This window comes from Serratia quinivorans (assembly GCF_052113645.1).
GTDB classification, from domain to species: domain Bacteria; phylum Pseudomonadota; class Gammaproteobacteria; order Enterobacterales; family Enterobacteriaceae; genus Serratia; species Serratia quinivorans_B.
The window spans coordinates 655,299-676,866 of record NZ_JBIEIU010000001.1 but is presented as its reverse complement, the minus strand read 5'-3'; the positions used below and the strand labels follow the sequence as shown (position 1 = coordinate 676,866).

Sequence of the window (21,568 nt, the reverse complement as noted above, 5' to 3'; positions counted from 1 at the left end):
CTTAACTCGGAGAGCATGCCATGAGCAACATCAAGATTTACCACAACCCGGCTTGCGGCACATCGCGCAATACCTTGGCGTTGATCCGCAACAGTGGCGTGGAGCCGACGGTGATATTTTATCTGGAGACGCCGCCCAGCCGTGAACAATTGGTCAAACTGATTGCCGATATGGGGATTTCTGCGCGCGCCTTGCTACGCAAAAATGTGGAACCTTATGAAACGCTGGGACTGGCCGAGGCCGGCTGGAGCGACGACCAACTGATCGACTTTATGCTGCAACAGCCGGTGTTGATCAACCGACCGATTGTGGTGACGCCACTGGGGACCCGCCTGTGTCGACCGTCGGAAGCCGTGCTGGATATCCTGCCGGATCCTCAGCAAGGGCCGTTCAGTAAAGAAGACGGTGAACCGGTGATTGACGCGCAAGGGCGGCAGATAACCGGCCAATAATCGATTTAGCCCGCAGCGCGTCCTTCAGTCAGGAACTCGATGACGCTGTGGCTGAACAAATCCGGGCAGGCGAGGTTGGAGATGTGCGAGGCCGGTAACCGCTGCAGCTCGGCCCGCGGGGCGTTGGCCACCAGAAACTCGGCGTCCGCGACGGTGGTGACCGGATCATGGTCCCCGGCGAACACCCGCATCGGCCGCGTCATGGAAACCACCTCGGCGCGCAGATCCGCCAGCGCCAACGCCTCGCAGCAGGCGGCGTAACCCTCGGGATTGCTGCCGGCCAGCCCTGCGACCAACGAGGCAACCTGCTCGGGATGGTTCTGTATAAATTCTGCGGTAAACCAGCGGGCAGGGGATGAAGCGGCAACCGGGGCCAACCCTTGGCTACGCACCTGCTGCGCCCGTTGTTGCCAGCCTTCGGCACTGCCGATGCGTGCGGCGGTATTGGCAACCACCAGTCGGTTGATGCGCTGCGGCTGGTAGCGGTTGAGCCACAGGCCGGTCAGGCCCCCCATTGAGATACCGCAGAAATGGGCACTTGGCACGTCCAGATAATCGAGCAATGCAATCACATCCAGCCCGAGGTTTTCAAGCCGTAGCGGCGTGGTGGGCAGCGGCGTAGCACCGTGCCCGCGTGAGTTATAGCGCAATACCCGAAAGTGTTCGCTCAGGGCCGACAGTTGCGGCTGCCACAGATCCAGGGTGGTGCCGAGCGAGTTGGACAGCACCAACAGCGGCGCGTCGGTGCGGCCATCAAGGCGATAGTCGATATCCATCATGTTTCCTCGTGTCACACCCGTTCGATAATCAGCGCAATGCCCTGGCCGACGCCGATACACATGGTGCAGAGGCCGTAGCGCCCACCTGTTTTCTGCAACTGCCAGGCGGCATTCATCACCAGTCTGCCGCCGGAGGCCCCCAGCGGGTGACCCAAAGCGATGGCACCGCCGTTGGGATTCACCTGAGCGGCATCGTCGCTTAGCCCCAGTTCACGGGTCACCGCCAGTGCCTGCGCGGCAAAAGCTTCGTTAAGCTCAATCACGTCCATCTGGTCCAGACTCAGGCCGGCAATGTTCAGTACTTTGCGCACCGCTTGCGCCGGAGCAAAACCCATGATCGACGGCTCAATGCCGGTAACGGCGCTGGCGACAATACGCGCCAGCGGTTGCAGGCCGTGGCGAGATAACCCGAGTTCGCTGGCCAGCAGCAGTGCGCAGGCGCCATCGTTCAGCCCGGAGGCATTGCCGGCGGTGACCGTCCCTTGCGGACTCACTACCGGTTTCAGTTTCGCCAGTGCCTCCATCGTGGTAGCACGGGGGTGTTCGTCTTGCGTGAACAACCGCGGTTCGCCTTTCTTCTGCGCGATACTGACGTCAATCAGTTGGTCGGTATAAAAGCCGCTTTCTTGTGCGGCAGCGGTACGCTGTTGGCTGCGCAGGGCGAAGGCATCCTGATCCTGACGGTCAATCTTGAACTTCAGGGCGACGTTTTCGGCGGTTTGCGGCATCGAATCCACGCCGTACAGCGCCTTCATCTGCGGATTGATAAACCGCCAGCCCATGGTGGTGTCTTCCATTTTCATCGCCCGGCTAAAGGCGCTTTCTGCCTTGCCCATGACAAAGGGCGCGCGGGACATACTTTCTACACCGCCGGCGATCATCAGCTCGCTTTCGCCGGTTTTGAGCGCACGCGCCGCCATCGCCACCGCATCCAGGCTGGAGCCGCACAGGCGATTGAGGGTACAGCCGGGAGTCTGCACCGGCAGGCCCGCCAGCAGTAATGCCATGCGTGCCACGTTACGGTTGTCTTCCCCGGCCTGGTTGGCACAGCCGAACAGCACATCATCCAGCGCGGACCAGTCAAGCTGCGGGTGTCGCGCCTGCAACGCCTTGAGCGGCAGGGCAGCCAAATCGTCGGCGCGAACGGTGGCCAGGCTGCCGTTCAATCGGCCAAAAGGCGTGCGAACGGCGTCACACAGGTAGGCTGGACTCATGGGGTTATTCTCCGGGCTGAAGGGCAAAGGTCAGTTCGACCGGGGTGACTTCTTGCAATTGTTCCGGGGTCAGACCGCCGAATATTTCGCGCACCACCAGGCCCTGTGGGGTCACGTCCATCACCGCCAGATCGCTGTAAATGCGGTCAATGCAGCCGACGCCGGTCAGCGGGTAGTTGCAGTGGCGGACAATTTTGCATTCGCCTTTTTTGGTCAGGTGTTCGGTCATCACAAACACCTGACGAGCGCCAATCGCCAAATCCATTGCGCCGCCAACCGCCGGGATTGCCCCCGGGGCTCCGGTGCTCCAGTTGGCCAGGTCGCCGCGTTCGGAAACCTGATAAGCGCCAAGCACGCAAATATCCAGGTGACCGCCGCGCATCATGGCGAAGGAGTCGCCGTGGTGGAAAAAACACCCGCCCTTGAGCAGCGTGACCGGCTGTTTACCGGCGTTGATCAGTTCGGGATCCTCCCGGCCTGCCGCCGGTGCCGGGCCCATGCCGAGAATACCGTTCTCGCTGTGCAAAAAGATCTCTTTATCTGCCGGCAGATAGTTGGCGATTTGCGTGGGAATACCGATGCCCAGATTGACGTAAGCGCCTTCCGGAATATCACGTGCAATGCGTTCGGCCAACTGTTGATGAGTGAGTTTGGTCATGGCGGATCCCTCAAGCCGAAAGTTGTGCGGAGTGGTCGGGCGTGGTCACCAGGCGCTGCACGAAGATCCCCGGCGTAATGATGTTTTCAGGATCCAGCTCGCCCAGCGGCACCATTCGATTGACCTCGGCAATGGTACAGGTTGCGGCCATTGCCATGATCGGCCCGAAGTTGCGCCCGGTTTTGTCATACCGCAGGTTGCCCCAGCGATCGGCCTGATCGGCTTTAATCAGTGCGAAGTCGGCTTTCAGCGGCAGTTCGAACACGTAGTGCCTGCCGTCGATCTCGCGGGTTTCTTTACCTTGCGCCAGTTCGGTACCGTAGCCGGTGGGGGTGTAAAAACCGCCGAGTCCGGCACCGGCGGCCTGAATACGTGCCGCCAGGTTGCCCTGCGGGATCAGCTCCAGCTCCAGTTCGCCGCGACGGTACAAATCGTCAAATACCCAGGAGTCCGACTGGCGTGGGAATGAACAAATGACCTTGCGCACGCAGCCTGCTTTCAGCAGTGCGGCCAGGCCAAAATCACCGTTGCCGGCGTTGTTGCTGATCAACGTCAGCTCACGTGGGCGGTGGCGAGTCAGCGCATCCAGCAGCGCATAAGGCTGACCGGCCGGGCCAAAACCGCCGACCATAATGGTCGCACCATCCGGGATATCGGCGACGGCGGCGTCTACGGACGCCACGCTCTTATCGATCATCTGCTCTCCTGAGTACGCTAGGGGGTTTTCTACGTGACGCTTGTGGGCCTGGATTTACCTTAAGCGAGGAAAAATTCAGCGACAAGTGCGAATATCAGCTATTTGTGCGATTATCGAAACGATGCGGATTTGGCTGTCGTTTCTGTGACGCAGATAACTAAATCGGTATTTGGCGTCAGACAGGGCAATATCGCGACGCGACAAGCCTATAATGCGAAGGTTTATTCATGGGAGATCCGAATGGGCAATGTGTCGGAATTGGGCGCAGGAGAACTGCGTCGGCTGCAGGAGATCGGTGATTTAAGCAACGATCAGTATAAGGGCGACCCTAATTTTATGGCGTCGCTGGCCAGGGGGCTGGAGGTGTTGCAGGCCTTTCAGCCGCAATATTCGCAAATGTCGGTCTCTGAAATCAGCCAGATTACCGGTATTCCGCGCGCGGCGGTGCGTCGCTGCCTGTACACTCTGCGTGCGCTGGGCTTTGTGCATTGCCCCGACGGCCGCCATTACCGGCTGTTGCCGCGGGTGCTGACTATCGGCCATGCTTATCTTTCCTCTTCCGAGCTGGCGAAAGCGGCGCAGAACTCGCTGGACTATCTCAGTAAGCTGCTGAATGAATCCTGCTCGGTAGCGACGCTGGACGGCGACAACATCCTGTATATCGCTCGCGCCTCGGTGAAACGCATCATGACCATCGATCTGGGACGCGGCAGCCGTTTGCCGGCTTACGCGACCTCGATGGGACTGGTTTTGCTCAGCGCGCTGGACGAAGAACAGTTGGACGATTATCTGTCGCGGGTGAACTTCGATCCGCTGACAGAGTTTACCGTGACCAGTGCCCAGCAGCTGCGCGAACAGTTGGCCAAGGTGCGTCGGCAGGGATACGCCATCAACGATCAGCAGCTAGAAATAGGCTTGCGCTCGATTGCGGTACCGATGCATTCCCGCAAAGGGGGCGTGGTGGCGGCGATGAACGTGGGGGTGAATGCCTCGCAGATTTCGTCGGCGGAGCTGCGTGAACGGGTGTTGCCACAGTTGCAGCGCACGGCCATGGAGCTGGCGCTGCTGCTGTAGCCGGTGGGACTGGCCCCGGTCAGACACCGGGGAACAGCCTCAATACCCTGAGCGATTATTGCGGGGCGTTACGGTCAGCCAGGGCTTCCAATAAGGTCGCCGAGGGCGTAAAGAACAGGCTGCCGGTGACCGCGCGGCTGAAATCGAGCAGGCGATCGTAATTACCGGCCGGTCGGCCAATGAACATGTTCTCCAGCATTTGCTCGATCGGCTGAGGGGAACGCGCATAGCCGATAAAGTAAGTGCCAAACTCGCCCATACCGGGTTTGCCGAACGGCATGTTGTCGCGCAATATTTTGACTTCGTTGCCATTTTCATCGGTCAGCGTCGTCAGGGAGCTGTGGGATGACGAGGGTTTGACGTCCTCATCCAGCTCAATATTGGATTGCTTGTGGCGGCCAATAATGCGCTCTTGCGTTTCAACGCTCAGTGAGTTCCAGCCTTTCATGTCATGCAGGTATTTTTGCACCAACACGTAACTGCCGCCGGAAAACTCGGCGTCTTCCTCGCCAATCACCGTGTAGTCGAACGCCTCATGCCCCTCAGGGTTTTCGGTGCCGTCGACAAAGCCAATCATTGCCCGCTGGTCGAAGTAGCGGAAACCGTGCACTTCCTCTATCACCGTTACGGCATCGCCGAGTTTGTTCATCAACTGAGTGGCGAGTTCGAAACACAAATCCATCTCGTCGGCGCGAATATGCAGCAGAATGTCGCCGGGGGTCGAGACGGCAACGCGGTCGCCGGTGCCTATTTCACGAAAAGGATGCAGCTGCGCCGGGCGGGGCTGGCCGAAAAGCCGATCCCAGGCGGTGGAGCCAAATCCGCAGACGCAGGACAAATTGCCTGCCGGAGATCGTTTGCCGACGGAACGAATGACAGCGCTGATATCAGCGCACCAGCCACGCACCGTGGCGAGCTGAGCAGGATTGGCTGATAAGGTCGCGACCAAAAATATGGCATGGCGTGTCACGGGGCTGAAGACAGCCTGAGGTTGTTGATTTTGGGTAGTCATAGCATCCAGTGCCGAGGAGAGTCAGAGGTTAAAATTAATCTATTTTAGCGGTTACGCCAACTGATTAACCCCAGTTGGCGTGTGGAGTCGCTAAATGCTGATGGCCAATAAAAAGCTCTCCCTCAGCGAAGGTCCTGCCGCGCATGAGCTCCCGTCAGGCCGAAGTCGCCTCTGAGGGTAATGCATTCAATTCTTTCAGTAAGCTGAAAGCCTGTTTCATATGGTCTTCGCTAACGATAAAAGCGCGTAACTGCCGCTGCCGATCAAAGCCTTTGGCGATCATACCTTGCTGTTCAGCGGTAATGCTCCAGCTCAGATCCTGACGATGAGTTTCCCCTGCCAGCTGCAGCGGCAGGTTGGGGGTTTTCACCTTGACCAACATGGCGGGCAGCTTCACCTCTTCCGCTATGCCCAGCAGGTTTTTCGCCAGAGCAATGGCACTGAATTGTATCGGTTGAAGGAAGGGCAGCAGTCGGCCACCGATCTCAGCGCAATCGCCGAGTGCGTACACATCGGGCATTGAAGACTGTAAACGGTTATTCACCTGGATGCCGCGATTAACCTGCAAACCGGCCTGGCGCGCCAGGTCGATGTTCGGTCGTAATCCTACCGACGCGATTGCCGCATCGACCCACAGCGTACGGCCATTATTCAACGTCGCCTGAATGCCACCGTTTTGTGGCGTTAGCGCGTTCAGTTGCTGGTTGAACACCAGTTCAACCCCCATTTGCTGCAGGCAATGTTGCAAGCGGCTGCTGGCTTCGATCGGCACCAGCGCGGACAATAGGCTGCCGGCTCTATCTACCAGCGTCACCTGCTTGCCGGCGCGGCGCATGTCCATCGCCAGCTCACAGCCGATTAAGCCGCCGCCAAGGATCAGTATGCGTTGTGCCTGCCGCAATGCCACTTCGTTTTCGCGATAGGCTTGCTGGCTATTGAGCGTCAGCATTAGCTCATGGCCGGGCACCTTCGGGACGATAGCCGCTGCACCTACCGCCAGAACCAGTTTATCGTAGGGCCAGCATTGATCGCCGCTGTGCACTCTTTTTTGCCGGGTATCAATTTCTGTAATATCTGTGTTTGGGTGCAATGTCAGTTGAAACTGTTCAGCAAAGCTGCCGGAAGTCTGCCGCGTCAATGCGTCAGCCGTTTGATTCTGGCTGAACACATGACTCAATTCCGGCTTGTTGTATTCATCGCAGCTATCGGCGGCAATCAACCGAATCGGGACCTCATTATCCTGTCTGCGCAGGTTCTTTACCAATTGTCGGGCGGCAAAACCGGAGCCGATGATCAGAATGCCGGGATTCATTTTGCCTCCGTGGCGAGTGGATCGAATACGTCTTTGCCCATTGAGCATTCCGGGCACAGGAAGTCATCCGGCACGTCTTGCCAGCAGGTTCCGGGAGCGACATCCTGCATCGGTTCGCCTGTTTGCGGATCGTATATCCACAGGCAGACGCTGCATTGCATACGGGGCCCCAGATCGGTACCGATATCAGTACCTGCACCGGATACATCAGACTGTGGCTGAGCGATGGCCGCCCGCGACGTTGGGGCAGGTGAAGGCAAAGGGGTTAACGCCCATTGACGTGCGATATCCCGGCCATGTTGACGACAGACTGCCAGCGTATCGCCGTCAGGACGCCATTTGGTTTTCAGCGCCAGCGTAGTTTCAAAACCGCAATCCATTAGTCGGGTTTGAATGCGGTCTACTGCCCCCCCATTCCAGCCATAGCTGCCGAAGGCCGAGGCTTTTTTGTTGCGAAAACGCATCCCGGTGATCTCTTCCAGCAGCCCGGCGACTTTTGGCATCATCACGTTATTCATGGTTGAGGAGCCCACCAATACGCCCTTGGAACGGAATACGTTGGTCAGGATGTCGTTCTTGTCGTGACGCGCCACGTTAAAAATCTTCACCGCTACGCGCGGATCGACTTCGTTGATGCCCTGTGCGATAGCATCCGCCATCATGCGGGTATTGTTGGACATGGTGTCGTAAAACAGGGTGATGCGATCTTCCTGATAATCGGCCGCCCACTCTAAATAGCGATGCACAATTTGCGTCGGATTGTCGCGCCATACCACACCGTGTGAGGTGGCGATCATCTCTACCGGCAGGTTGAAACCGAGGATTTCGTTAATTTTTGGCGTCACCAGTCGGCTGAATGGCGTCAGGATATTGGCGTAGTAGCGCTGACATTGTTCGAACAACTCGTTTTGGTCAACTTCGTCGTTAAACAGATGCTCATCGCAATAGTGCTGGCCAAAGGCGTCATTGCTGAACAGTACGGCGTCGCCGGTCATGTAGGTCATCATGCTGTCCGGCCAATGCAACATGGGGGTTTCAACGAAGATCAGCTGTTTGCCGTTGCCGATGTCCAGGCTGTCGCCGGTGTGTACCACCTGGAAATTCCACTCGGGGTGATGATGGTGACCGTTGATCGAATCGATACCATTTTCGGTACAGTAAATCGGGATCCCGGGGATCTGCGCCATCAGCTCGGTCAGGGCGCCTGCATGATCTTCTTCTGCGTGATTGATGATGATGTAATCCAGCGTATCAAGATCAATTTCCGCTGACAGGTTTTGTACAAACTCGCGGCTGAATTTATGGTCCACCGTGTCGATCAACACGGTTTTCTCTTCACGGATCAGGTAGCTGTTATAGCTGCTACCCTTCAGGGTTTTGTACTCTGTCCCATGAAAATCGCGGACTTCCCAGTCACGTTGCCCAACCCACTGGATATTGTTTTTTACCTGAATTGCCATGCTCATTACCTTTTCTCGGTGATTACGTTTCGACGTTGGTAATGAGCAAACGGCATGCCAATAAATATCTCATTGTTTTAAAACAGATATTAAATTATTGATGTCATTTTGACATCGGCGTAGCATTGTCTTTATGACAATTTCCTGTCGGAATGACAATCATGTCTCTCTCTATACAATCACTGGCGGCCATCGCTATCGAATTGCAAAGTGGCCTGACGCAAGGTGACCGTTTTCAAAGGTTGATCAACAGCTTGCGCCGACTGCTGCGTTGCGATGCATCTGCCTTATTACGCTTTGAAGGCCAGCAATTCCGTCCGTTGGCCATCGACGGTCTGGCTCAGGACGTACTGGGTCGTCGTTTTGCACTGGATGCGCATCCGCGCCTGGAAGCCATTGCCCGCGCCGGTGGCGTGGTTCGTTTTCCGGCGGATAGCGACCTGCCGGATCCCTACGATGGTCTAATCCCAGGCCATGATGAACTCAAAGTTCATGCCTGCATTGGGCTGCCGCTGTTTGCCGAACAGGATTTAATCGGAGCGCTGACGTTTGACAGCCTGAACCCACAGCAATTTGATCGCTTCAGCGATGAAGAACTGCGGCTGGTCAGCGCGTTAGCGGCGGGGGCGCTGAACAATGCGTTATTAATGGAGGCGTTGGAAAGTCAGGCCCTGTCTCCGCTGGTTTCCGGTGGGGGCAGTATCCCGAGAGAAAACGGCGAAATCATCGGACTTTCACCGATCATGCGGCAGCTCAAGCAGGAAATCGGCATTGTTGCCGGCACCGAGCTCAACGTATTGATCACCGGCGAGACCGGTGTAGGTAAAGAGCTGGTGGTGCGGGCGATTCATCAGGGGTCGGCTCGAGCGGCAAATCCGCTGGTCTACCTTAACTGCGCCGCGCTGCCGGAGAGCGTGGCGGAAAGCGAGCTGTTCGGTCACGTTAAAGGAGCATTTACCGGCGCCATTCAGCACCGTGCCGGCAAATTTGAAATGGCGGACAATGGCACTCTGTTTCTTGATGAGATTGGCGAACTGTCACTATCCCTACAGGCCAAATTGTTGCGCGTGATCCAATACGGTGATCTGCAGCGGGTAGGGGATGATCGGGTTAAACGCGTAAATGTGCGCGTTTTGGCAGCAACCAACCGCGATCTAAAACAGGCGGCGGTTGAGGGCCAGTTCCGACTGGATTTATACCATCGGCTGAGCGTATTCCCACTCGCCGTTCCGCCGTTACGTGAACGGAGCAGCGACATTGCCTTGCTGGCGGGGTACTTTTGCGAGCGTTGCCGCATCAAGCTGGGACTGATGCAGTTAACACTCTCCGCACCGGCGTTACTGGTGCTTGAGCAATATGCGTGGCCGGGTAATATTCGTGAACTGGAACATGCGATCTATCGGGCGGCCATCCTGGCGCGCGCGGAGCAAAACAGCGGTGAGCTGGAACTGGTACCGGCGCATTTTAATGTGAAGGCGGGGGCCTTACCGGTGGAAATCGCCGATCCGGTGCCGCCGGATCCCCTTATTCAGGCGGATCTCGCCACGATGACGCAACATTTTCAGCGTAGCGTGATTCAGAAAACCCTGACGGAATGCAACATGAACTGGGCCGCTACGGCGCGTAAATTGAATCTGGACAGTGGCAACCTGCATCGCCTGGCCAAGCGATTGAAGATAAAATGATTATGAGCAGGCTATAGGGGAGTAGGCGACAGAGGCAAGCTGCCGCCTTTAATCAATAAGCTGACTGGCGATTTATTTATGGGGGTTAACCATAGCGAGATCAGCGCCCCCAATAAATACCCATGTTTTTTATTCGATTAACTTTACGGAAAATTTGACGAGGCTTTTTAAAGTCCGGGCGCCAGCATGGCTTCAATGTTGGCGCACAGGCTCACGTCGAACGGTGCCTGCCGTTGGCGGGTCAGGTGGCCTGGACGGCCATGGCCGCAGGAATACTCGCGTTGTTCTCCAGCCTGTTTAGCCTGAAATCTGCGAGGCAACTCTCGTTTATAGTCCTCCGGGGTGGGCGGTTATGGACTATTGTTTTCTGTTTGCAGCACGCTACACACCGCTTCCGGTCGTGGGCGCAGCGGAGAGAACAGATGAACAAACGGGAATTAGAAAGCGCGATTGTCACCGATTTTTCCAAACGCATGAGCTACGGCGACTATCTGTGCCTGGATAAGCTGCTGGACTGCCAGCACCCGCTGTCCAACCCGCAACATCATGATGAGATGCTGTTTGTGGTACAACACCAAACTTCAGAGCTGTGGATGAAGTTAATGCTGCATGAGTTGCAGGCGGCTCGGGTACTGGTGCAACAGGACAAACTCAGCCACTGCTTCAAGATCCTGGCTCGGGTCAAACAGATCCAGCGCCTGCTGTTCGAACAATGGGCGGTGCTGGAAACCCTGACGCCGTCGGAGTACGTTGAATTCCGCGACGTGCTGGGCAGTTCGTCGGGTTTCCAATCCCATCAATACCGATCGATTGAGTTTTTACTCGGCAACAAAAATGCGGCCATGCTGGCGGTGTTCAGCAACGATGCGGAAAAACACGCGGCGCTGAAGACGATCCTTGAAGCGCCTAGCCTGTACGACGAATACCTGCTCTACCTGTCACGCCACGGCCTGCCGATCCCGCAGGAGTGTATTGAACGCGACTGGACACAGCCTTACCAGCGCAATCCGAACCTGCTGCCAGCGTTTAAAGAGATCTATGACCATCCGCAAAAGTACTGGGAAGCCTATGAAATGGCCGAGAAGCTGGTGGACATAGAAGAAAGTTTCCACCTGTGGCGCTTCCGCCATATGAAGACGGTCGAGCGGATCATCGGTTTTAAAACCGGCACCGGCGGCTCGAGTGGCGTCAGTTTCCTGAAAAAGGCATTGGAGCTGACATTCTTCCCTGAGCTGCTGGATGTACGTACCGAGATAGGCGTGTCGCTGTAGGAGATGTGGAAAGATTGGCGAGCCTGAGGTTGGGTGAAGGCGATATATACTTCGGGGAATGGGGGGAGAAAAGGGCTTGAACCCGGCGAATACCGGGTTCAGGCCCTTTATTAGTTGCTAGAAGGTACTGGCTATTTCATACATTAACTTCATATTTGCCTTTGAGACATCTGTCGGGCCGGTATCACTGATTATCGAGACATACTGCTGCTCACTGGTTAACAGGATTTTGGCTTGCAGCGGCGCGGATCGTTCGTTCAGGGTGGTAAATAACAAAGTTTCAATCCGACCCAGGTTGGGATCCGCGTTGCTCCTGCCCTGATCCGTAAAGCGCCTACCCATATAGAGCTCGGCATTACTGCGGCATTTATCTTCATCCTTGATGATTTTTATCCGCGTTTCGTTAACGAATTCAATCAGCTTGATCCTCGCCTTGGCCGTTCTTTTGGTTGCTTCCAGCAAGTCCTTGTTATCCGTCTGCTGACGCTCGGACAAAGTGTTTCTTAGCATCAACAGACCGGCACTGACGATACCTGTCGCGCCAATCGTCGTCATGGCATACCGGACATAGATGTTGGTCATCAGCGTGTCTGCTGCCTGTGCGGCGGCAATCGCCGCATAGGTGGCCCCCGCACCCGATAATGCCCCTATGGCACCTACCGCTTTGGCTGCATAATCATAGTTACTTTTTTGCCGGTCATCATAGACGTTGCCTCCGTAACCCCGCAGTGAGGTTTTATATTTTTGGAAGAAACCAGGACGATTTTGCAGAGTGGTATTGTTACCATTATTTAATAGCCCCATTTCCATCTCGTTGGTGTTATCACCTCCATTGCTCTGAGCGTCACTGCTCTGGCGCAATCGTTCGAAACTGGACATGATTGCCCGTTCAGAATCATTCTCATACTGGTTGAGCGCTGTATTATCCAGCTCATTAACAAAGGCGATAATTATCCGCAGCTCGTCAGCATTGTATACCGAGAGATCGTTGAGCAGATTGTCTATCGCCAGCGTTGGGTCTGCCATAGTGCTGCCCTCGTTTAAATCTCTTTATTCTGTTTAATATCCCAACCGGATTTGGTTTCTGCACCTTTAGTACCGCTGGCGCTTTGCTCCCAGTAATGCAGATTGACCTTAGAAGCCTGGAAGCGATATTTAACCAGGATGTTGTCGGTGTGCCCAACACCGGTAAAGTCCGCCATACTGACCAAGACATCTTCCAGCACGATCCTGGCGTATTCGACCTGGGTTCCTCCCGCCTTGCAGATAGAAAGTTCTACCTTGGTTACATGCTTACCGCTGGAGCAGAACTTCAGAATGGCCGGTGTAGATTTATCGATAAGTGCCTGCACCTCCAAATCCTTGAAGTTTACTTTCCCTGTCCCGCCGCCTCCGCCTACGGCCATATTGCCTGACTGGGTCGCCCCCCAGTTGAATGACAGAATATCGGTCCAATTTTTGTGATTCGAATCATTAGATTCGCCAGTAACCCCTTCAACCTTCAAAAATGAGTCAATTGCCATTTTGATACCTATATGAAATTGATTAATTTGTATTGGCAACGCGAACTTATGTCCGTCAAAGCCAATAAGTGAGGTGATACTTCCGGGCAAAGACAGCATGGGGTAATACGCCCAGAATTAAACTTGAACTTAATATTAAGGGTGATTGCGACGGTTATAGGTGGGTATCTCTCCTTTGGTTTTTTAGGGTGAGTTTGGTTGTGTGGGGCATAGTGGTAGCACCAGCACAGGTTTTTAAAGTTACTGGCCGACCGGGTTGTAGCGATAGCGGGTGCTGTTACCGTCCAGCCCGGTTTATTCCACGCTGATGATTTTATTTAGCGAATAACTGTGTTTTGGGCATGTTGTGCTAGCTTGATTAGCTTATGATATGTTTGATATTAACATTCAGAATTATGCCGGTGCGCTAAATACATGTACTATCATTCTTTCTTATATCGTTTTTGGCGATTTATATATTCCAGGTCTTGTTCGTGCGGGAGTATGACTTTAAGACCGGATGCTATCTGGGAAACGATATAATTTACATCAGATAAGTGTTTGGCTAATTCAGGGTCTGTTGTATCAAACTCTTTGGATGCATAAACTCCCAGAGTCATCGTATGGAGTTTACTTTTGTCACTCTCTTTTCCTTCCAAGATGGCTTTAACATATTCAATTTGATTTATTGCCGACTGATATAAAGGAAAGTTTGGTGGTTTGGTCTGTCTTTGTTTGAGAATCAACAAAGATTCGTTTACATAATCAATGGTTGTTTTATGCATTATGATTTATTTGTGTTATTAGTCACTGATTAATCCTAGCTAAGAAAATCATTAGGATATTCATTTCTTAGTTTTTCTGCCTTTCGTAATAATCAGACTCCACTTCATGTGGTAGTTTTATTTTCAATCCTTTTCTTATTTGATGTGCTATGAAAGATGCGCTAAAAATGCGATCGGCAAATACTGGGGTCGGATGCTTCAAATTCTTTTGCTGCATACAAACCCATTGTGAATTCTTTAAGCTTACTTTTGTCCTTTTCTTGTCCAGTTACAACGTTCTTCAGGTAGATTAGTTGTTGGACTATAGAGTTACACATAGGTTCTAAGCCTTCATTGTTTTTTGCGGCTAAAATTTCAGCATGACGAACCCTTGCTAAAGCCAACGCTCTATTTATGTAATCGATAGCCGTGTCATTAATCATTTCTCATGTTCTATCATTATTTTTAAATGCACCGATTAAGAGCTTTAAAATTATATATGCCAATAACTTCGGGTGATTATAGTGCGGAGTGGCTGATTCTAGTAACTGGGGGTTAATTTTCCACACAGGCCGGTTTTAATGTCAAAAGAAAATCTAAAATCTTTCCCATTACTATGTAAAAAATAAAACAGCTCATTATTAACATAATAAACGTCTGAGAAAAAATCAACCACCATCATTTTTCTATAGATACCACTAATATCCCACATTATACTATTGTCTGGGTTGAGTATAAATGCTGCGTTTTTGTCCTTATCAAAAGGAGCTTCGACGACAGCGATGGCATTAGCATCTTTTAAAAGCAATGGAATGACTTTATCACTATTTTTTCGTTGGTGATTTACTCCGTTATATGACCATGAAAAACCATCTGGTAATAGTTCAATTACACTAAGGTTTTTGGGGTTTTTAACTCTATCGTATCCGGTGTTGCTATGTTTTTTTTCAAAATTAATGACCGCGATTTTCATTTTCTACATTCGTGAGAGTGTATTGAGCGTGTTTTGGGCATGTTGTGCTAACTTGATTTGCTTATGATGTGTTTGATATTAATGTTCAGCATTATGGCGGTGCGATAAATACATGTACTATCTCTGTCGATATCCGGATCGTAATAACGGAACAGATTGTAGTGCATCTGTTTTCGCGATCCGGGTATTAATGATTATATTAAATATGGCGGAGGCATCTTTAGGGACGCTCCGGATTTTTTTGTTAACACACTACCCAATTAGCTTTACAATATCGCTATAAATATCCGATGAGAGATTTATTAATTCGGTGCTGTATTTGTCTTTATACAATAAGATTTTCCTGATGTAGTATTTTAACCTCATAAGGACTTCACTGGATGTGGCACTGTAATCAATGGCATCAGTAAGTTCTTTTGCTAATTCAGAATTAGATGTTGACTCATTTTTTTAATAATCTTGCTAATTTTATGCTTTTAGAATAAATGTCGTTTTTCATAGTTAAAATAAATTAAATTTAAGGATGTTAACAGCATCTGGAGGAACAACCACTTTATATGATCTGGTTCCGGTAATTTTCATTTTAATCCGGTATCAGAAATTATTTTTTTAGTTTTCGCAATGAATTTGGCGTGATTTATTTTGGTTTTTATATTTAGTTTAGAACCTCTTCAAGAAAATATTCAAGCCTTTTATTAGAGGCTTGAATTTTCTGAATTATTTATTAATGCAATGAGGTTTTTATGTTTTATAAAAGTCTTCTTCGGGAGCTATAATGATATTAAATTGTTTTTTTATGAGGTGATTCGTTTGTCATAAACTTCATCTTGCTGTGTAAATATAGGGTCGGTATTCAGTTTGGATATAATGGAACTGATGTTCTCCGGTAGTTCTCTATCTTTGTATTGGTCTGGGGTTAATCTTATTTTTTCTACAAGGGAATATAATTCTCCGCATGTTTTATATTTTTCAATGTCGTCTTTTGTTAACCAAAATTCCGTTGATGTATCTATGTATGAGTTAAAGAATACTACTGACACAGCAAATTTATCATCAACTGAATATATGCTGTAATAAAACTTACTGATATAAAGTAACTTTATGTCACTCATGTATTTCTCCAGTTTTAAAATCAAAGACTTCGTAGTCTACACCTTTCTTTAGATCTTTCATAGAGATGATGGCCTCAGGATCTCCTTTCGGAAGACGGCCTCCGGGAAGCCATTGAGGGTTCGCGCCGAATTCATTGCCGGTAGGAAGCTGTGGTGAGTATTTATTTGTTGGATAGAAATCAACCCTTAACATTTCGCCATTATCCAGTTGTTCTTTTGAAACACCAAGCCGGTCTGATAGAAGTTTAGTATTCCCTTTCGATTCTGATATTATTTTATTCATTCCTTTCGATGAAGAAACAAACTCGCTCTTCAACTCATCTGGTTTACCTAAACCATACTTAATATAATCTCGCTTAGTTACAAGCCTGGTTGCTCCTTTGTCAAAGTCCTTTAAATGATTTTTAATATATCTGTTGGATAGGTAGCTCTCAGGGGCCGGCCTGCCTCCTTTTTCAGTACCTAGTATTTTATTAAACTCATTTTCACGGATAGGTATACCGTTTGTTTTTTTGTAAATAATATTGTTTGCTTTTTCTCCAACTTTAGGCCCAGATCTCGCTCCAGCAAAACCACCAGCAAATGCGCCACCAAGAGCTATCCATTTCTGACCGTCGCTTCCTTCGCCGAACCATACTCCGCCAACGTAATCACCTGCAGTACCACCTATCATGCCTCCGGCAGCACTCATTATCGCAATTGCAGGCCCAGCTAAAACAGCTGTAGCTGCAACACCCGCCGCAAGCAGCGTCCAGTTCACCCAGTCGGGGATCTCTGGTTCAATATCATCTGTTTGCTCTTTTTCTCCGCCAATAATGACGTTAGGTGAGCCGATGTGAATTTCGGCGCTGCAGGCCAGCAAATCATTTATACGAGCTGCCGGGAAATCATTGATATAGACTTTGGCTGAACCTTGGGCTACGACCTTTTTGGCCGGGCCATCCTCACTGCATTCTCCTGTTGAGATATGCGCGCGTATGGCAGGTCTGCCATTAATGTAGACATTAGGCGAACCGTCAGTCAGTAATCCAGTGACATGTCGAGGTGCCCAGGACATGCTACCCAGCACTTCACCCAGACCGCCCCCGGCGGAAGCACCTGCAACCACGGCAGCGACAGCGACAGCAGCTGTGCCACCAGTAACGGCGATTAGTGCGGCACCGACAATCGCGCCGCCAATCAATCCGGCGATCATCCAGCCTTCGGACGCAGTGTGGGCTATTTCATCCAACTCTCGCGCTGCACTAAGCTCACTCATGGGTTAAGGCTCCCTGGCGGTCCGAAGATACTCCGCAATTTGCTCGGGATCGTTTAGTTCTTGTGGCCCATTCACAGAGCGGCAGAGCAACAGTATCGATGAAAGATGCTGTTTGTTTTTGACAGAGGAAGTCCATAGCGCATAACGAGTAAATTCAGCTGAGCTGTTGGTAGACACTGGCGCAATATGCAACGGTTCACCCAGAGAGTGGTAAAACAGGTAGCTGCCGTTTAATGCCCTTTTCAGGTCGATATGTTGATAAAGCTCGCTGATAGCTGTGAATACGGAAAGTTCTTTACTGTCGGTGTCAAATACAAAAAAATTACCAACGGAGTCGGTCGCAAGCATGACGGGAACATGAGTGTCATTCTCTTTTTCATTGAAAACAATACTGGCAATAATCCCTTTATACTGTCTGTCATAGTAGTCATTGAAGCTATTTTGACAGGTGCCAATAAAACAAACTATTTTTCTGCCTTGTAGCCCATCTTTCAGCAGAACGATGTTTTGCTTTTGCCAGATTAGTGCTTCTGCAGACTTGAATCGGTAAAAAATCTCTATGGATGGCTGTTGATTTATATCCCCATGAGATGATGATATCAACTCGAACCCTTGAACAGTGGTCTGAAGATCCTGAGTCAACCGTGCAGCAACTTTTTGCAACGTATCCTCAACCGTCGCATTAGCGCGTGAAACAACAAAGGTAAATTCACTGGCGTTGTTTTCGCTGAGGGTGAAAATGTTCATGGTCCGGTCTTTAAAAGCGTCGGGCAGTTCGAAACTGGCTTCCTGCGTTAAATAATGGCTCATTCAATATCCTGTATTACTTTTCTTCCTGTGAGAAGAAACTGTCTATTTGACTTTGAATTGTTTTTTGATGTCCGTCACCTGGCGCATCCGTTTTCTTCTGGCCACTCGAAGGATTGAGATTTAGCTTGCCGCTGGATGTGTTAATTTCGCCAGATTGGTCAACGGTAATATTGAAATTAATGCCGGTAATATTAATGTCGCCATCTTTGGTCAGTTCCAACACGCTTTTGCCACATTCAAGGCGAATCGACGTACCAGAGCCAATCACTAATGCACCTACAACGTTATCTGTGCGTGTTTGCTCAGTCAGCATAGTTGAGTGGCCTTTCACACCAATAGTCTGATCTTCGATAACCCGCTGTTCTTCTTTAGCACCAACGAAATGCGTATGGTTCTTATCGACGGTATGGCTCTCGTCGTTTTTCACCTGAGTGTCCATATTGCGTTCCGCCTGGATCCACACCTGTTCCGAACCGGCCTTATCCTCGAAGCGCAGGGCGTTGGCATTGTCGGCAGTGCCGTCCTTGGTGCGGCTCATAAAGCCCATCTGGGTCGCGGCGGCCGGCAGTGCCCAAGGCGGCATGCTGGCGTCGTTATACACGCGACCGGTCACGATCGGGCGGTCCGGGTCACCGTTGATAAAGTCCACCACCACTTCGTCGTTGACGCGTGGGATTTGCACTCCGCCATAACCCTGGCCGGCCCAGGCGCTGGAGACGCGTACCCAGCAGGAGCTGCCGTCGTCCTTGGGGCCAAAGCGGTCCCAGTGGAATTTCACCTTGATGCGGCCGTATTTGTCGGTCCAGATCGACTCGCCGGCCGGGCCGACCACTTTTGCGGTCTGCGGGCCGTGGGTTTTCGGCCAACTGGCCTGCTGCGCCGGGTGCCAGGGAATATCGGCCGGCAGCACGGTGAAATCGATGCGGTGCTCGCTGTGCTGATCGTCGCCGCTGGCGTAGCGGTTCTCCTTCAGCCGATATTTGGCTTGCAGCGTCAGGTATTCCCGGTTGTCCTCCGCGTGTGGGGCGTTATACAGCGTGAAGGTGCTGCCGGGGGCGATGCCCAACGCGGTGGCGGTGCCTTCAATCTGCTGATGTTCGGCCTGCCAGGCTTCCTGACGGATACGGGCGTAGAATTCCCCTTGCTGATGTTCGGTGTAGCGGCCTGGCCAGTCGTAAACGTCAATCTGGCCCGGCGTCGGAGAAGCCGGGTTTTGACGCGCCTGGAACAGCCAGGCGTTGGGTTTGCGGAAGTCGTAATCATCGAGGCTGTAAATGCCCGGCGTCACGTGATCGGACAAGGTCCATTGGCTGATGCCTTCCTCACTGGTACTGCCGCCGGAGGGCGTCAGATGGTAGGGGATCATCTCGTAGCCGGGATAGGGCTGATGGTGGTGGGGCGCATCGCCCAACACCAGCGTATGTTTACCCATCTCATGTTTGAAATAGTAATAGATGCCTTCCAGCTCCATCAGCCTGCTGATGAAATTGAAACTGCTCTCGTTGTACTGCACGCAGTAGCCCCACAGACGGTAGTCGCCCGTGAGCTGGTCCTCCAGCTGCACATTGTGCTCGGCCAACAGGGTCTTGACGATCTGCGGCACGGTCTGTTCCTGGAAGATGCGGAAGTTGCGGTCCTTGGTCATCGGCCACAGGTCTGGCTGCACTTTCAGGTTGTACACCGCATACCGGGTACCGCCGATTTCCTCACTGCTGACGGCGATTGAAGTGATTTTGCCGTTCAGGTAGCGGGGCGTACTGAGAAAGCCCTGGGTCGGGATCTCCAGCGTCAGGGGCTGGCCTAGCAGCGCCTTGCGGTCGAGGCGAGCATTTTTGCTCAGCAGCTCGAGGGTGAAGTCAAAGAGAGAGGAAAGGGCTTCGGTCCCTTCCAGCGAACGGAACAGCAATGACTCCTGGCCCAGTGGCGTATGCGCAATAATACGATCCAACATGAGAACGTCCTCTGGGAATGACGCATGCGTCAATCTCATGAAAATAGCGTAAGGCCCGCGGCAAGCGGGCCGGAGATGTCAGGTTTATCCGGCGACGGCCGGGTTGATCAGCCAGGTACCGGCATTATCGATGCTGAGCTGTTGACGGCGTAACTGGTCGTTATGGCGGATTTCTAGCTGATAGCTGCCTGGCGCCAGATGCAGACTGGCGAAACCGTTGTTGCCGGGTGTCACCTGCTGGGGTTTGCCGTCCAGACTGACTTGCTCGCCGGGTTGCAGCTTGAAATACACCAGGGCCACCGGCTGCGGTGCCGGTGTCGTCTTGGCCGCAGGGCTTGGCTCGGTCGCTTCGGTGGCGCTGGTTGGTGGCGCGCTCGGTTGCTGCGTCAGCGGAGTATCCGCCGGTGAGTCGTTTGGCGTATTGGCGGCAACCGGTGTCGGGTGACTGTCGCCGCCGCTCAACCAGGTGATGACGCCGACCACCAACAGGGCCGCTACCCCCGCGCCGATCATCATTGGACGGGTGAGCTTCATGCCATGCGCAGTGACGGTACTTGCCACCGCGGCGCCGGCCGCCGGGTTAGCGGCAACCAGCAGGTTTTCCGGTGCGGCAGCCGGGGTGCTGATGATTTCGTTCTCGTCGGCAATCGGCAAGTGCAGCAGTTCGGCCATTTCATCGATGGTTTGTGGCCGGTCTTCCGGTTTCAGCGCCAGGGCGTGATCGATGGTGCGCAGCAGTTCCAGCGAATAACCTGCCGGGCGCCGCTCAGACAGCGGTTGGTAGCTGTCCTCGATGCTGCGTACCACGCTGACCGGCGGCGGGGAACCGACGATCAGCGTATGCAGCACGGCACCCAACGCATAAATGTCGGTCCAGGGGCCTTGTTCGCCGTCGCTGTTCTCGGTGTATTGCTCAATCGGCGCGAAGCCCGGTTTCAGCATGATTTCCGTTTCGTCGGACAGGTTACCGATCTCTTTGCGCGCCGAACCGAAGTCCAGCAGCACCGGTAACTGATTCTCCTGGATCTGAATGTTATCCAGCGAGATGTCGCGATGCAGATAACCTTCCTGATGAATAGTGTTGATGGCGCTGAACAGCGGCGGCAACAGCCTGCGGATCCAGGCTTCGTCGATTTTCTCCGGCTGCTGCGCCTGCAGATTTTTCAGCGTAGTGCCGCTGTAAAATTGGGTGCCCATATAGGCGGTGCCGTTCTCTTCCCAAAAACGCAGGACGTGCAGCAGCCCCGGATGCGAAAAGCGGGCCAGCAGGCGGGCTTCCTGAATAAAGCTGTTCAACCCGGCCTGGAAGGTTTTGCCAAACCGCTCGCCGCGCAGCCCGATGCTGAGATCGTCATTGCGCATTGCCAGCGACGTCGGCATGTACTCTTTAATGGCGATGGTGCGTTCCAGTTGATGATCGTAGGCACGGTAGACAATGCCAAAACCGCCTTCGCCGATAGCTTCCTTGATCTCGAACTCATTGAACCGATAGCCGTTCGGCAAGCTGTTTGAATTCGGTTTGTTTACCCCGGTTCCCGACATAATGATGACTCTCTGTGTTCAATGGCCGCCGTGTCGGCGACC

Annotated in this window: 21 protein-coding genes and 1 pseudogene; 4 read left to right on the top strand and 18 right to left on the bottom strand. The window is 52.5% G+C overall.

The genetic code is table 11. From position 1 onward, the window contains the following. The first annotated feature begins 20 nt into the window (after positions 1 to 20). Positions 21 to 452 carry a glutaredoxin-dependent arsenate reductase gene (arsC, locus tag ACGS9J_RS03090; RefSeq protein ID WP_442229606.1) on the top strand — a complete coding sequence of 144 codons (432 nt, stop codon included), beginning with the start codon at positions 21 to 23 and terminating at the stop codon, positions 450 to 452. Positions 453 to 457: 5 nt separating this feature from the next. Here the strand turns inward: arsC and pcaD are convergent, their stop codons facing one another. The 4 genes from pcaD to ACGS9J_RS03070 are packed head-to-tail and all read right to left on the bottom strand — an operon-like array spanning position 458 to position 3,800. After that, positions 458 to 1,228: a 3-oxoadipate enol-lactonase gene (gene pcaD / locus ACGS9J_RS03085; RefSeq protein ID WP_442229966.1), complete on the bottom strand. Its 771-nt coding sequence runs from the start codon at positions 1,226 to 1,228 to the stop codon at positions 458 to 460. 14 nt (positions 1,229 to 1,242) lie between these two features. Beyond that, complete coding sequence (gene pcaF, locus ACGS9J_RS03080; RefSeq protein WP_442229605.1) at positions 1,243 to 2,445, bottom strand: 3-oxoadipyl-CoA thiolase; 1,203 nt, start codon at positions 2,443 to 2,445, stop codon at positions 1,243 to 1,245. 4 nt (positions 2,446 to 2,449) lie between these two features. Continuing rightward, positions 2,450 to 3,103: a 3-oxoacid CoA-transferase subunit B gene (locus ACGS9J_RS03075; protein ID WP_442229604.1), complete on the bottom strand. Its 654-nt coding sequence runs from the start codon at positions 3,101 to 3,103 to the stop codon at positions 2,450 to 2,452. Between the two features lie 10 nt (positions 3,104 to 3,113). Further along, a complete protein-coding gene (locus ACGS9J_RS03070; RefSeq protein ID WP_442229603.1) occupies positions 3,114 to 3,800 on the bottom strand; it encodes a 3-oxoacid CoA-transferase subunit A in 687 nt (228 codons plus the stop codon). Between the two features lie 240 nt (positions 3,801 to 4,040). Between ACGS9J_RS03070 and ACGS9J_RS03065 the strand changes: the two genes are divergently transcribed. Beyond that, positions 4,041 to 4,874, top strand: coding sequence for an IclR family transcriptional regulator domain-containing protein (locus tag ACGS9J_RS03065; protein ID WP_442229602.1), 834 nt, complete (start codon positions 4,041 to 4,043; stop codon positions 4,872 to 4,874). 55 nt (positions 4,875 to 4,929) lie between these two features. Here the strand turns inward: ACGS9J_RS03065 and ACGS9J_RS03060 are convergent, their stop codons facing one another. From ACGS9J_RS03060 to norV, 3 genes are all read right to left on the bottom strand, one after another. Beyond that, a complete protein-coding gene (locus ACGS9J_RS03060; protein ID WP_442229601.1) occupies positions 4,930 to 5,886 on the bottom strand; it encodes a Dyp-type peroxidase in 957 nt (318 codons plus the stop codon). A 154-nt stretch (positions 5,887 to 6,040) separates the two neighbouring features. Next, positions 6,041 to 7,198, bottom strand: coding sequence for an NADH:flavorubredoxin reductase NorW (gene norW / locus ACGS9J_RS03055; RefSeq protein WP_442229600.1), 1,158 nt, complete (start codon positions 7,196 to 7,198; stop codon positions 6,041 to 6,043). Further along, the gene (gene norV / locus ACGS9J_RS03050) at positions 7,195 to 8,658 is read right to left on the bottom strand and encodes an anaerobic nitric oxide reductase flavorubredoxin (RefSeq protein WP_442229599.1); all 1,464 of its coding nucleotides are present in this window, start codon (positions 8,656 to 8,658) and stop codon (positions 7,195 to 7,197) included. Before norV ends, norW begins: the two co-directional genes overlap by 4 nt. 161 nt (positions 8,659 to 8,819) lie before the next feature. On the opposite strand from norV, the gene norR reads away from it, so the two are divergent. Continuing rightward, positions 8,820 to 10,343, top strand: a complete 1,524-nt coding sequence (norR, locus tag ACGS9J_RS03045) for a nitric oxide reductase transcriptional regulator NorR (RefSeq protein ID WP_442229598.1) — start codon at positions 8,820 to 8,822, stop codon at positions 10,341 to 10,343. A gap of 167 nt (positions 10,344 to 10,510) precedes the next feature. Here the strand turns inward: norR and ACGS9J_RS03040 are convergent, their stop codons facing one another. After that, a complete protein-coding gene (locus ACGS9J_RS03040; protein ID WP_442229597.1) occupies positions 10,511 to 10,663 on the bottom strand; it encodes a hypothetical protein in 153 nt (50 codons plus the stop codon). Between the two features lie 102 nt (positions 10,664 to 10,765). Here ACGS9J_RS03040 and kynA point away from each other — a divergent pair, with 102 nt between their 5' ends. Continuing rightward, positions 10,766 to 11,614 carry a tryptophan 2,3-dioxygenase gene (gene kynA, locus ACGS9J_RS03035; protein WP_442229596.1) on the top strand — a complete coding sequence of 283 codons (849 nt, stop codon included), beginning with the start codon at positions 10,766 to 10,768 and terminating at the stop codon, positions 11,612 to 11,614. A gap of 117 nt (positions 11,615 to 11,731) precedes the next feature. Here kynA and ACGS9J_RS03030 read toward each other — a convergent pair whose 3' ends face one another. From ACGS9J_RS03030 to ACGS9J_RS02985, 10 genes and pseudogenes are all read right to left on the bottom strand, one after another. Continuing rightward, a complete protein-coding gene (locus tag ACGS9J_RS03030) occupies positions 11,732 to 12,640 on the bottom strand; it encodes a hypothetical protein (protein WP_442229595.1) in 909 nt (302 codons plus the stop codon). Between the two features lie 14 nt (positions 12,641 to 12,654). After that, positions 12,655 to 13,137: an Hcp family type VI secretion system effector gene (locus tag ACGS9J_RS03025; protein WP_442229965.1), complete on the bottom strand. Its 483-nt coding sequence runs from the start codon at positions 13,135 to 13,137 to the stop codon at positions 12,655 to 12,657. Positions 13,138 to 13,559: 422 nt separating this feature from the next. Next, a complete protein-coding gene (locus ACGS9J_RS03020) occupies positions 13,560 to 13,901 on the bottom strand; it encodes an immunity protein Tsi6 family protein (RefSeq protein WP_442229594.1) in 342 nt (113 codons plus the stop codon). Positions 13,902 to 13,936: 35 nt separating this feature from the next. After that, a pseudogene (locus tag ACGS9J_RS03015) lies at positions 13,937 to 14,323 on the bottom strand (immunity protein Tsi6 family protein). 98 nt (positions 14,324 to 14,421) lie between these two features. Next, positions 14,422 to 14,853, bottom strand: coding sequence for a hypothetical protein (locus ACGS9J_RS03010; protein ID WP_442229593.1), 432 nt, complete (start codon positions 14,851 to 14,853; stop codon positions 14,422 to 14,424). Positions 14,854 to 15,647: 794 nt separating this feature from the next. Beyond that, positions 15,648 to 15,965, bottom strand: coding sequence for a hypothetical protein (locus ACGS9J_RS03005; RefSeq protein ID WP_442229592.1), 318 nt, complete (start codon positions 15,963 to 15,965; stop codon positions 15,648 to 15,650). After that, entirely contained in the window at positions 15,958 to 17,223 is a 1,266-nt protein-coding gene (locus ACGS9J_RS03000; RefSeq protein WP_442229591.1) for a PAAR domain-containing protein, read from the bottom strand. The genes ACGS9J_RS03005 and ACGS9J_RS03000 overlap by 8 nt, the downstream gene beginning before the upstream one ends. A 3-nt stretch (positions 17,224 to 17,226) precedes the next feature. Further along, positions 17,227 to 18,033 carry a DcrB-related protein gene (locus ACGS9J_RS02995; protein ID WP_442229590.1) on the bottom strand — a complete coding sequence of 269 codons (807 nt, stop codon included), beginning with the start codon at positions 18,031 to 18,033 and terminating at the stop codon, positions 17,227 to 17,229. A gap of 13 nt (positions 18,034 to 18,046) precedes the next feature. Then, positions 18,047 to 19,984: a type VI secretion system Vgr family protein gene (locus tag ACGS9J_RS02990; protein ID WP_442229589.1), complete on the bottom strand. Its 1,938-nt coding sequence runs from the start codon at positions 19,982 to 19,984 to the stop codon at positions 18,047 to 18,049. A gap of 84 nt (positions 19,985 to 20,068) precedes the next feature. Beyond that, on the bottom strand, positions 20,069 to 21,526 hold the full coding sequence (locus tag ACGS9J_RS02985; RefSeq protein ID WP_442229588.1) for a serine/threonine protein kinase: 1,458 nt from the start codon (positions 21,524 to 21,526) through the stop codon (positions 20,069 to 20,071). Between the last annotated feature and the right edge of the window lie 42 nt (positions 21,527 to 21,568).